Annotated in this window: 21 protein-coding genes; all 21 read left to right on the top strand. The window is 41.6% G+C overall.

The window, feature by feature from the left end:
- Positions 1-187: 187 nt before the first annotated feature.
- The 21 genes from rpsJ (at position 188) to rplO (ending at position 9,356) form a co-directional block, all read left to right on the top strand.
- Entirely contained in the window at positions 188-499 is a 312-nt protein-coding gene (gene rpsJ, locus QCB45_RS11045; RefSeq protein ID WP_279421086.1) for a 30S ribosomal protein S10, read from the top strand.
- Positions 500-557: 58 nt separating this feature from the next.
- A complete protein-coding gene (rplC, locus tag QCB45_RS11040) occupies positions 558-1,196 on the top strand; it encodes a 50S ribosomal protein L3 (RefSeq protein ID WP_279421084.1) in 639 nt (212 codons plus the stop codon).
- Between the two features lie 10 nt (positions 1,197-1,206).
- The gene (gene rplD, locus QCB45_RS11035) at positions 1,207-1,827 is read left to right on the top strand and encodes a 50S ribosomal protein L4 (RefSeq protein ID WP_279421083.1); all 621 of its coding nucleotides are present in this window, start codon (positions 1,207-1,209) and stop codon (positions 1,825-1,827) included.
- Positions 1,824-2,120: a 50S ribosomal protein L23 gene (gene rplW, locus QCB45_RS11030; protein WP_279421082.1), complete on the top strand. Its 297-nt coding sequence runs from the start codon at positions 1,824-1,826 to the stop codon at positions 2,118-2,120. Before rplD ends, rplW begins: the two co-directional genes overlap by 4 nt.
- An 11-nt stretch (positions 2,121-2,131) precedes the next feature.
- The gene (rplB, locus tag QCB45_RS11025) at positions 2,132-2,959 is read left to right on the top strand and encodes a 50S ribosomal protein L2 (protein WP_279421081.1); all 828 of its coding nucleotides are present in this window, start codon (positions 2,132-2,134) and stop codon (positions 2,957-2,959) included.
- 15 nt (positions 2,960-2,974) lie between these two features.
- Complete coding sequence (rpsS, locus tag QCB45_RS11020) at positions 2,975-3,253, top strand: 30S ribosomal protein S19 (RefSeq protein ID WP_028487283.1); 279 nt, start codon at positions 2,975-2,977, stop codon at positions 3,251-3,253.
- A gap of 11 nt (positions 3,254-3,264) precedes the next feature.
- Complete coding sequence (gene rplV / locus QCB45_RS11015; RefSeq protein WP_279421079.1) at positions 3,265-3,597, top strand: 50S ribosomal protein L22; 333 nt, start codon at positions 3,265-3,267, stop codon at positions 3,595-3,597.
- A gap of 11 nt (positions 3,598-3,608) precedes the next feature.
- The gene (rpsC, locus tag QCB45_RS11010; RefSeq protein ID WP_279421078.1) at positions 3,609-4,289 is read left to right on the top strand and encodes a 30S ribosomal protein S3; all 681 of its coding nucleotides are present in this window, start codon (positions 3,609-3,611) and stop codon (positions 4,287-4,289) included.
- Between the two features lie 14 nt (positions 4,290-4,303).
- Positions 4,304-4,717, top strand: a complete 414-nt coding sequence (gene rplP / locus QCB45_RS11005) for a 50S ribosomal protein L16 (RefSeq protein WP_279421076.1) — start codon at positions 4,304-4,306, stop codon at positions 4,715-4,717.
- Positions 4,718-4,909: a 50S ribosomal protein L29 gene (gene rpmC, locus QCB45_RS11000; RefSeq protein WP_279421074.1), complete on the top strand. Its 192-nt coding sequence runs from the start codon at positions 4,718-4,720 to the stop codon at positions 4,907-4,909. It begins immediately after the preceding gene.
- Positions 4,910-4,911: 2 nt separating this feature from the next.
- Positions 4,912-5,175 carry a 30S ribosomal protein S17 gene (gene rpsQ, locus QCB45_RS10995; RefSeq protein WP_279421072.1) on the top strand — a complete coding sequence of 88 codons (264 nt, stop codon included), beginning with the start codon at positions 4,912-4,914 and terminating at the stop codon, positions 5,173-5,175.
- Positions 5,176-5,321: 146 nt separating this feature from the next.
- Positions 5,322-5,690 carry a 50S ribosomal protein L14 gene (rplN, locus tag QCB45_RS10990; protein ID WP_279421071.1) on the top strand — a complete coding sequence of 123 codons (369 nt, stop codon included), beginning with the start codon at positions 5,322-5,324 and terminating at the stop codon, positions 5,688-5,690.
- 11 nt (positions 5,691-5,701) lie between these two features.
- Entirely contained in the window at positions 5,702-6,016 is a 315-nt protein-coding gene (rplX, locus tag QCB45_RS10985; protein WP_279421070.1) for a 50S ribosomal protein L24, read from the top strand.
- A 14-nt stretch (positions 6,017-6,030) separates the two neighbouring features.
- Complete coding sequence (gene rplE, locus QCB45_RS10980) at positions 6,031-6,570, top strand: 50S ribosomal protein L5 (protein WP_279421068.1); 540 nt, start codon at positions 6,031-6,033, stop codon at positions 6,568-6,570.
- An 11-nt stretch (positions 6,571-6,581) separates the two neighbouring features.
- A complete protein-coding gene (rpsN, locus tag QCB45_RS10975) occupies positions 6,582-6,887 on the top strand; it encodes a 30S ribosomal protein S14 (RefSeq protein WP_279421067.1) in 306 nt (101 codons plus the stop codon).
- A gap of 12 nt (positions 6,888-6,899) precedes the next feature.
- Positions 6,900-7,295, top strand: a complete 396-nt coding sequence (rpsH, locus tag QCB45_RS10970) for a 30S ribosomal protein S8 (protein WP_279421065.1) — start codon at positions 6,900-6,902, stop codon at positions 7,293-7,295.
- Positions 7,296-7,304: 9 nt separating this feature from the next.
- Positions 7,305-7,838 carry a 50S ribosomal protein L6 gene (gene rplF, locus QCB45_RS10965; protein WP_279421064.1) on the top strand — a complete coding sequence of 178 codons (534 nt, stop codon included), beginning with the start codon at positions 7,305-7,307 and terminating at the stop codon, positions 7,836-7,838.
- 14 nt (positions 7,839-7,852) lie between these two features.
- On the top strand, positions 7,853-8,206 hold the full coding sequence (gene rplR, locus QCB45_RS10960; protein WP_279421062.1) for a 50S ribosomal protein L18: 354 nt from the start codon (positions 7,853-7,855) through the stop codon (positions 8,204-8,206).
- Between the two features lie 14 nt (positions 8,207-8,220).
- Positions 8,221-8,730, top strand: a complete 510-nt coding sequence (gene rpsE, locus QCB45_RS10955; protein ID WP_279421061.1) for a 30S ribosomal protein S5 — start codon at positions 8,221-8,223, stop codon at positions 8,728-8,730.
- Position 8,731: 1 nt separating this feature from the next.
- Positions 8,732-8,920: a 50S ribosomal protein L30 gene (gene rpmD / locus QCB45_RS10950; protein ID WP_279421059.1), complete on the top strand. Its 189-nt coding sequence runs from the start codon at positions 8,732-8,734 to the stop codon at positions 8,918-8,920.
- 1 nt (position 8,921) lies between these two features.
- Entirely contained in the window at positions 8,922-9,356 is a 435-nt protein-coding gene (gene rplO / locus QCB45_RS10945) for a 50S ribosomal protein L15 (protein WP_279421058.1), read from the top strand.

Here is a 9,356-nt window from a genome sequence, read left to right as displayed (position 1 = left end):
GTGAAGGTGGACGTACTGTTGGTGCGGGTGTTGTTGCGAAAATCATTGAATAATGAAAGTAAGTGATTAATAAAAAAGACAAAGTTATTGTAATGTAGCTTTGTTTTGTTTATAATTCGCAACCTCAAATAGCAGTGATTTGAAAAAATCGCTGCTTTTCTTTTTTTTACAAGAAGAGAAATTATAAATGGCGACTCAAAATATTCGTATTCGCTTGAAGGCGTTTGATCACAGATTAATCGATCAATCTGCTAAAGAAATTACTGAGACGGCTAAGAGAACTGGTGCACAAGTTCGTGGTCCAATTCCTATGCCAACTCGTAAAGAGCGTTTTACTGTTCTGATTTCACCGCATGTTAATAAAGATGCGCGTGATCAATATGAATTGCGTACACATAAGCGCCTGCTAGACATCGTTGACCCAACTGATAAAACAGTTGATGCATTGATGAAGCTAGATCTTGCTGCTGGTGTAGACGTTCAACTGGAATTGCGTTAATCGCAGTTAGTTAGTCATCAATCGTAATGACTGACATAGATAATAATGAGGTATTGATATGAGTATTGGTCTCATTGGTAAAAAGATCGGTATGACTCGTGTGTTCAACGAAGAAGGTGTGTCGACTCCTGTTACAGTAATTGAAGTTACTCCTAACAGAATCACGCAGCTAAAAACTGTTGATACAGATGGTTATACTGCAGTCCAGGTTACTACTGGTTCTGTACATGCCGGTCGTGTAAGTAAGCCAGCAGCTGGTCATTTCGCTAAAGCGGGTGTTGAAGCTGGACGTGGCTTGTGGGAATTCCGTGTCGAATCAGATGGTGATCTTGAAGGATTAGAAGTTGGTGGTGAACTGACTGTTGATCGTTTCAATGAAATTTCTGTTGTAGACGTAACAGGAACAACTAAAGGTAAAGGTTTCCAAGGTGGTGTTAAGCGTCATAACTTCGGTATGCAGGACGCTACGCATGGTAACTCTCTTTCTCACCGTTCGAACGGTTCTATCGGGCAAAACCAAACTCCAGGTCGTGTTTTTAAAGGTAAAAAGATGTCTGGTCACATGGGTGATGTTCGTCAAACTACGCAGAACTTGGATCTGGTTAAGGTCGACGCCGAAAATGGTCTATTGTTGATCAAGGGTGCCGTACCTGGTGCTAAGAACAGTACTGTCATCGTTCGTAAAGCTGTTAAGTAAGGTGGGCATGATGGATTTAAAATTAATTGAACTTTCTACTGGTAAAGAAGCGGGCACTGTTGCAGTTTCGGATTCTTTATTCGGTGTAGATTTTAATGAAGCCTTAGTTCACCAGGTTGTTAACGCTTATATGGTTGCTGGTAGATCTGGAACTAAAGGTCAGAAAAACAGAGCGGCTGTTAGCGGCGGTGGTGCTAAGCCATGGAGACAGAAAGGAACTGGACGTGCGCGTGCTGGTACTACTCGTAGCCCTGTATGGGTTGGTGGTGGACGTGCGTTCCCTGGTCATAACCGTGATTACTCGCAGAAAGTAAACAGAAAGATGTACCGTGGTGCAATGCGTTCTATCTTTTCTGAGCTAAACAGAAGTGGTCGTTTGATTGTTGTTGACGACTTTAAAGTTGACGCTCCAAAGACTAAGGAATTCAATGCAAAGTTGAGTGCTCTAAATGTTTCCGATGCATTGGTGATTACTGAAGCGTTCGACGAATACTTGTATTTGTCATGTCGTAACCTTTACAGTGCTGAAGTTTGTGATGTAGCTGGTATTGATCCTGTTAGTTTGGTTGGATTCCAGAACGTTGTTATGACTCAAGGTGCTGTTAAGCGACTAGAGGAGCAATTGGCATGAATCAGGAAAGAATTTTAAAAGTATTGCTTGCACCGCACGTATCAGAAAAATCAGCAACTATTGCCGATCAGTCTGGTCAGTACGTTTTTAAAGTGGTTCCTTCAGCAACTAAGACTGAAGTTAAGCAAGCTGTCGAGAGTTTGTTCGATGTTAAGGTTCAGTCAGTGAACATGATCAACATCAAAGGCAAAACAAAAGTATTCAAAGGCCGTAAAGGTAAGCGCAACGATACTCGTAAAGCAATCGTTCGTTTGGCTCCAGGTCAAGACATCGATTTTGTAAGTGCTGAGTAAGGAGTCTAAAGATGGCAATTATTAAAAAGTCTAAGCCGACCTCTGCAGGCCGTCGTTTTGTAGTAAGTGTTGTAGAACCTTCACTACATAAAGGTAAGCCACATTCAGCCTTACTTGAGAAGAAGTCTAAGTCAGGCGGTCGTAACAACAAAGGTCGTATTACTGTTCGTCACCACGGTGGTGGACACAAGCAGCATTACCGCGTAATCGATTTCAAACGTAACAAAGTTGGAATTCCTGCTACTGTTGAGCGTCTTGAATACGATCCTAACCGTACTGCTCACATCGCACTTTTGAAGTACGCTGATGGTGAAAGAGCATACATCATTGCACCTAAAAAATTGGTTGCAGGTGATGTTGTTGAATCTGGAGATCATGTTGCGATCAAGCCAGGTAACTGTCTTCCGCTGAGAAATATTCCGGTTGGTACAGTAGTTCACGCATTGGAAATGCGCCCGGGTAAAGGTGCTCAAATTGCACGTAGTGCTGGTGCTTCTGTACAAATCGCTGGTCGTGACGGTGCTTACGTACTTGTTAAGTTGCGTTCTGGCGAGATGCGTAAGATTTTGTCTGAATGTAAGGCAACTATCGGTGAAGTCGGTAACGCAGAGCACAGCTTGCGTAAGCTAGGTAAGGCCGGTGCTAAGCGTTGGCGCGGTGTTCGCCCAACCGTTCGCGGTGTGGCTATGAACCCGGTTGATCACCCGCATGGTGGTGGTGAAGGTCGTACTTCTGGTGGTCGTAACCCAGTTACACCATGGGGTGTGCCGACTAAAGGTAAGAAAACCCGTAGTAATAAGCGTACTGACAATATGATCGTACGTCGTAGAAACAAGTAATAAGGAAGGACACTGATGCCACGTTCAGTTAAAAAAGGACCTTTTGTAGATCATCACTTGTATAAAAAAGTGGTTGAGGCGCAAGAATCTGGTAATAAACGTCCAATTAAAACATGGTCAAGACGTTCTATGATCTTGCCTGAAATGATCGGTTTGACTATTGCCGTTCATAACGGGAAAGAACATATTCCTGTTTTCGTATCTGAAAACATGGTAGGCCATAAGTTGGGTGAATTTTCAATGACTCGCACTTACCGTGGTCATGCCGCGGATAAGAAAGCTAAACGCAAATAAGGAGAGTAAAAATGCAAGTAAGTGCAACTCATAAATTTGCTCGTATCTCTCCTCAAAAAGCACGTTTAGTGGCGGATATGATTCGCGGGAAAGATGTAGAGACAGCAGTTAATATCTTGGCTTTCAGTGATAAAAAAGCAGCTTCTTTGATGAAAGTTGTTTTGAACTCTGCGATTGCTAACGCTGAGAACAATGAAGGTGCTGATATTGATGAACTAAAAGTTACTGCAGCTTATGTCAATGAAGGGCCAATCATGAAGCGTATGCGCGCTCGTGCTAAAGGTCGCGGTAACCGTATTCTAAAACGTACCAGTCACATCACTGTTACTGTTGGCGATAAATAAGGAGAATCAGAATGGGTCAAAAAGTACATCCTGTTGGCATTCGACTAGGTATTACAAAAGACTGGAATGCTCGTTGGTATGCTGACAGTAAGAACTATGCTGATTTCCTAGTCAGTGATGTTGAAATTCGTAACGAATTGAATGAAAAGCTAAAGCACGCTTCTGTTAGTAAGTTGAACATTGAACGTGTTGCTAACGGTATTCGTGTTACTGTCCATACGGCACGCCCTGGTGTTGTAATTGGTAAGAAAGGTGAAGATATCGAAAAGCTAAAGCAGTCTTTGGTTAAAAAGACTGGTATGCCTGTAAATATCAACATCGAAGAGATCAAGAAGCCTGAACTTGACGCTAAATTGGTTGCTGAGAGTATTGCTCAGCAGTTGGAAAAGCGTATTCAGTTCCGTCGTGCTATGAAGCGTGCTGTAGGTAATGCAATGCGTCTTGGTGCCGAAGGGATTAAAGTTACGGTTTCTGGTCGTTTGAATGGTGCGGATATCGCACGTGCTGAATGGTATCGTGAAGGTCGTGTACCTCTACACACATTCCGTGCAGATATCGATTATGCAACATTTGAAGCAGATACCACTTACGGAAAGATCGGTGTTAAAGTCTGGATTTTCAAAGGTGAAAAGCTTGGAAAATTAGCACTTGACGATAATAAACAATCTAAGGGCAAGAAAGGCCGTAAATAAAAGGATAACTAACAATGTTAATGCCTAAACGTACCAAATTTAGAAAAGTTCATAAAGGGCGTAACCGTGGTTTGGCACAAGTTGGAAACAAAGTTAGCTTCGGTGATTTTGGCCTTAAAGCCTTAGAGCGTGGAAGAATGACTTCTCGTCAGATCGAAGCGGGTCGACGTGTAATGACGCGACATGTAAAACGTGGTGCTAAAATTTGGATTCGTGTATTTCCTGATAAGCCGATTACTAACAAACCTCTTGAGGTTCGTATGGGTAAAGGTAAGGGTAGTGTTGAATACTGGGTTGCTCAGATTCAGCCAGGAAGAATCCTTTATGAAATTCAGGGTGTGGATGAAAGGCTAGCTCGTGAAGCATTTGCTTTGGCAGCAGCTAAACTTCCATTTAAAACCCAAGTTGTAACCAGAACGGTGATGTAAATGACTGCAAAAGAACTACATGACAAAACAGTTGAAGAATTGAAAGCAGAATTAATTGAATTGCTTAAAGAGCAGTTCAACTTAAGAATGCAGCATGCAACTGGTCAGTTATCTAACTCTGCGCAAATAAAGACGGTACGTCGTTCAATTGCTAGAGTTAAAACCATCATTCGTCAAAAAGTGAGTAAATAAGAATGGCTGGTCAAGAGAAAAAAGCACGTACTATTCAAGGTGTTGTAGTAAGTAACGGTATGCAGCAATCAATTGTTGTTCGTACTGACCGCTTCATTAAGCACCCTAAATACAAAAAATTCGTTAGAAAGTCTACTAAAGTAATGGCTCACGATGCTGAAAACATCTGTGGAGTTGGCGATTCTGTAACTATTCAGGAATGTAAGCCAATCTCAAAAAACAAGTCATGGACTTTGGTTAGCGTTGACGAAAAAGCGAAAATTTAAAGTTAGAAACTTTAATTAGCATAAAGTCAGATTTTTTGTTATAATTGTCTGATTCGAAACCGTTATAGTGGTTAAGCCTTGAAGGAACTGATCACTATAGCGGTTTTTGTGCTGTAATAATTTTACTGTATGGATGGAGTACCACCATGATTCAAATGCAATCAGTGCTTGATGTTGCAGACAACAGCGGAGCACGACGTGTCCAGTGTATTAAGGTATTAGGCGGATCAAAGCGCCGTTATGCCAGCATTGGTGACGTAATTAAAGTGAGTGTCAAAGAAGCTGCGCCACGTGGTAAGGTCAAGAAAGGTGATGTCTATAACGCTGTTGTAGTTCGTACTGCAAAAGGTGTTAGAAGAAACGATGGTTCTTTGATTAAGTTCGACGGTAATGCTGCTGTTATTCTTAATGCAAAACTTGAGCCAATTGGAACACGTATCTTCGGTCCTGTGACACGTGAGCTTCGTAATGAAAAGTTTATGAAAATTGTTTCATTAGCTCCTGAAGTTTTATAAGGAAGTAAGTGATGAATCGATTAAGAAAAGGTGACGAAGTTATCGTTATCACTGGAAAAGATAAAGGGAAGCGTGGTTCTATCTCAGCCGTTTTAGCTAACGGTAAAGTAGTTGTTGATGGAATCAATCTGGTTAAGAAACATACAAAGCCGAATCCTATGACGGGTGCGCAAGGCGGTATTGTTTCTAAAGAAATGCCTATGGACGCTTCAAATGTGGCATTGTTGAATCCTGAAACTAATAAAGCTGACAAGGTTGGTTTTAAGGTTGAAGGTGAAGCCAAGATCCGCTTTTTCAAGTCTACTGGTAAAGCAGTTGATGCTTAAGATAGGTTAGAAGAATGGCAAGATTACAGAAAATCTATAAAGACCAAGTTGTTGCTCAGTTGACTGAGAAATTTGGTTATAAATCACCTATGCAAGCGCCTAAGTTGACTAAGATCACAATTAATATGGGTGTTGGTGAAGCAATCGGTGACAAGAAAGTTTTAGATAACGCTGTAGCTGATCTGGAAAAAATCGCAGGTCAGAAAACAGTTAGAACACTTGCACGTAAATCTGTAGCGAGCTTCAAGGTTCGTGAGGGTTATCCGGTTGGTTGTAAGGTGACATTACGTGGCGAAAGAATGTATGAGTTCTTGGATCGCCTAATCAATATCGCGCTTCCACGAGTTCGTGATTTCCGTGGAGTCAATCCTAATGCGTTTGACGGTCGTGGTAATTACAACCTAGGTTTGAAAGAGCAAATCATCTTCCCTGAAATCGAGTTCGAAAAGGTTGATAAGATCCGTGGTATGGATATCAACTTTGCTACGACTGCTCGTACAAATGATGAAGCTAAAGCTCTTCTAGAAGCCTTTAATTTTCCATTTAAGAAATAGAGGGTTTTCTTGTGGCTAAGCAATCAATGATTGAAAGAGAAAAGAAACGCGCTAAGACAGTTGCTAAATATGCAGAAAAACGTGCTGCATTGAAAAAGGCATCTGTTGATATGTCTTTAAGTTTCGAAGAGCGTATGGAAGCAGTAGATAAGTTGGCCAAGTTGCCACGTAATGCTTCTCCTGTTCGTCAGCAAAACCGTTGTCGTTTAACAGGGCGCCCACATGGCGTATATAGAAAGTTTGGTTTGTCACGTAACATGCTACGTCAGTTAGCTATGCAAGGTGATGTTCCTGGTTTAAGAAAAGCCAGTTGGTAAGGATAAATATCTATGAGTATGTCTGATCCAATAGCTGATATGTTGACTCGTATTCGTAATGGTCAAATGGCTGGTCATTCGAATGTTGTAATCCCTTCATCAAAAGTAAAGCTAGCAATCGCTAAAGTACTTGCTGACGAAGGTTTTGTTTCTACATACAGCGTAAAAGAAAATGATGGTAAAGCTGAGTTATCAGTAGATCTTAAATATTACGAAGGTAAGCCTGTAATTGAGATGCTAAAGCGTGTTAGTCGTCCAGGTCTTCGTGTATATAAGAACAAAGATGAATTGCCGGAAGTAATCGGTGGTCTAGGGATCGCTTTAATTTCAACATCAAAAGGTATTATGACTGACCGTGATGCTCGTAAATCGGGTATCGGTGGAGAAGTTATTTGCTACGTTGCATAAGGAATTATTATGTCAAGAATTGCAAAAGCCCCTGTTGTACTTCCAGCTGGTGTTGAAGTGAGTGTTAATGGACAAATCGTTACCGTTAAAAAAGGGAACGCTGCATTAACCAAAACATTCAATGATGCTGTTGAAGTTCAACAACAAGATGGTTCTGTTTCTTTTGCTCCTGTCGAAGGTATGGCTAACGGTTGGGCGCAGGCTGGTACTGCTCGTGCAATCGTAAACAACATGGTTGTTGGCGTTACTGACGGTTTTGAGAAGAAGCTACAGTTGGTCGGTGTTGGTTACCGTGCAAATGCACAAGGTAAAACATTGAATCTGACTCTTGGTTTCTCTCACCCAGTTGAGCATGCAATTCCTGAAGGAATTACAGTTGAAACACCAACTCAAACTGAAATTGTTGTAAAAGGCGCTGACAAGCAGCTTGTTGGACAAGTCGCTGCTGATATTCGTGCATATCGTCCACCTGAGCCATATAAAGGTAAGGGTGTTAAGTATGCTGATGAGCGTATTTTACGTAAAGAAGCTAAGAAGAAATAAGGCTGGAAGTAAGTATGGATAAGAAAGCAGCCCGTCTTCGTAGAGCTAAGAAAACGAGAGCAAAGATCTCTGAATTAGGTATGCCACGTTTGTGTGTTTACCGCACTTCACAGCACATTTACGCTCAATTGATTTCAGCAAATGGTGCTGAAGTTATCGCTTCAAGCTCTACTGTACAAGCGGACATTAAAAAAGAAGTCAGCAACACTGGTAATAAAGAAGCTGCTCAGATTGTTGGTAAGACCATTGCTGAAAAAGCAAAGGCAGCAGGTGTAACAAAGGTTGCATTTGACCGTTCTGGTTTCAAATACCACGGACGTATTCAACAGCTAGCAGACTCAGCCCGTGAAAACGGTCTTGAATTTTAAAGGAAGGATGAACTATGTCTTCACGTGAATTACAAGATGGACAAGATGGTCTAGTTGAAAAACTAGTATCAGTTCGCCGTGTTGCTAAAGTTGTAAAAGGTGGTCGTGTATTCGCATTCTCAGCACTAGCAGTAGTTGGTGATGGTGAAGGTCGAGTTGGTTATGGAAGTGGTAAAGCCAGTGAAGTACCGGTCGCGATTAAAAAAGCAATGGAAAAAGCACGTCGTAACATGAAAGATGTGCCACTAAACAACGGTACACTACAGTATCCAATCAACTACAAGCAAGGTGCTGCGAACATCGTAATGCTTCCTGCTTCTGATGGTACTGGTGTTATCGCCGGTGGTGCGATGCGTGCAGTTTTAGAAGCTGCAGGTGTTAAGAACGTTTTATCAAAATGTGTAGGAACTACCCGTCCTGTTAACGTTGTACGTAGTACAGTTAATGCGTTGACTAGCATGAGTAGCCCTGAGCAGATCGCAGCTAAGCGTGGTAAAACTCTAGAAGAAATTTTAGGTGAATAAGATGTCAGATAAGAAATATGTAAAAGTGACACTGGTAAAGAGCAAAATCGGCCGTTTACCAGCACATAGAGCATGTGTATCTGGTCTTGGTCTGAGAAAGATGCACCAAACAGTTACTGTACTTGATACTCCTGAAAATCGCGGGATGATCAATAAGGTATCCTACTTGCTAAAGGTTGAGGAAGCTTAAAATGCATTTAAATACTCTAAAACCAGCAGAAGGTTCAAAATCTGTTAAAAAACGTGTTGGACGCGGTCAAGGTTCTGGTTTAGGTAAAATGGGTGGACGTGGTCATAAAGGTCAAAAGTCTCGCTCAGGTGGTATGCCTAAGATCGGATTCGAAGGTGGTCAGATGCCTTTACAAAGAAGATTGCCAAAACTTGGTTTCTCTTCACGTAAAGCGGCATACACTACCGAGATTCGTTTGGATACGCTATCTAAAATTGAAGCTGATGTTATTGACGTAGCTGCTCTTAAAGCTGCTGATATTATCGGCGAGAAGATTAAATTCGTTAAGGTTGTTAACTCTGGTGAGATTACTAAAGCAGTAAAACTTTCCGGTATTAAAGCAACTGCTGGCGCTAAGGCTGCGATTGAAGCAGCTGGTGGTTCAATCGAAGATTAA

Source organism: Thiomicrorhabdus sp. ZW0627 (genome assembly GCF_029767005.1).
Taxonomy (GTDB): domain Bacteria; phylum Pseudomonadota; class Gammaproteobacteria; order Thiomicrospirales; family Thiomicrospiraceae; genus Thiomicrorhabdus.
This window is presented reverse-complemented; position numbering and strand designations above follow the sequence as displayed.

Bases quoted from the DNA above. Each gene is read 5' to 3' on its own strand.
- rpsJ (WP_279421086.1), top strand. From the start codon at position 188: ATGGCGACTCAAAATATTCGTATTCGCTTGAAGGCGTTTGATCACAGA.
- rplC (WP_279421084.1), top strand. From the start codon at position 558: ATGAGTATTGGTCTCATTGGTAAAAAGATCGGTATGACTCGTGTGTTC.
- rplD (WP_279421083.1), top strand. From the start codon at position 1,207: ATGGATTTAAAATTAATTGAACTTTCTACTGGTAAAGAAGCGGGCACT.
- rplW (WP_279421082.1), top strand. From the start codon at position 1,824: ATGAATCAGGAAAGAATTTTAAAAGTATTGCTTGCACCGCACGTATCA.
- rplB (WP_279421081.1), top strand. From the start codon at position 2,132: ATGGCAATTATTAAAAAGTCTAAGCCGACCTCTGCAGGCCGTCGTTTT.
- rpsS (WP_028487283.1), top strand. From the start codon at position 2,975: ATGCCACGTTCAGTTAAAAAAGGACCTTTTGTAGATCATCACTTGTAT.
- rplV (WP_279421079.1), top strand. From the start codon at position 3,265: ATGCAAGTAAGTGCAACTCATAAATTTGCTCGTATCTCTCCTCAAAAA.
- rpsC (WP_279421078.1), top strand. From the start codon at position 3,609: ATGGGTCAAAAAGTACATCCTGTTGGCATTCGACTAGGTATTACAAAA.
- rplP (WP_279421076.1), top strand. From the start codon at position 4,304: ATGTTAATGCCTAAACGTACCAAATTTAGAAAAGTTCATAAAGGGCGT.
- rpmC (WP_279421074.1), top strand. From the start codon at position 4,718: ATGACTGCAAAAGAACTACATGACAAAACAGTTGAAGAATTGAAAGCA.
- rpsQ (WP_279421072.1), top strand. From the start codon at position 4,912: ATGGCTGGTCAAGAGAAAAAAGCACGTACTATTCAAGGTGTTGTAGTA.
- rplN (WP_279421071.1), top strand. From the start codon at position 5,322: ATGATTCAAATGCAATCAGTGCTTGATGTTGCAGACAACAGCGGAGCA.
- rplX (WP_279421070.1), top strand. From the start codon at position 5,702: ATGAATCGATTAAGAAAAGGTGACGAAGTTATCGTTATCACTGGAAAA.
- rplE (WP_279421068.1), top strand. From the start codon at position 6,031: ATGGCAAGATTACAGAAAATCTATAAAGACCAAGTTGTTGCTCAGTTG.
- rpsH (WP_279421065.1), top strand. From the start codon at position 6,900: ATGAGTATGTCTGATCCAATAGCTGATATGTTGACTCGTATTCGTAAT.
- rplF (WP_279421064.1), top strand. From the start codon at position 7,305: ATGTCAAGAATTGCAAAAGCCCCTGTTGTACTTCCAGCTGGTGTTGAA.
- rplR (WP_279421062.1), top strand. From the start codon at position 7,853: ATGGATAAGAAAGCAGCCCGTCTTCGTAGAGCTAAGAAAACGAGAGCA.
- rpsE (WP_279421061.1), top strand. From the start codon at position 8,221: ATGTCTTCACGTGAATTACAAGATGGACAAGATGGTCTAGTTGAAAAA.
- rpmD (WP_279421059.1), top strand. From the start codon at position 8,732: ATGTCAGATAAGAAATATGTAAAAGTGACACTGGTAAAGAGCAAAATC.
- rplO (WP_279421058.1), top strand. From the start codon at position 8,922: ATGCATTTAAATACTCTAAAACCAGCAGAAGGTTCAAAATCTGTTAAA.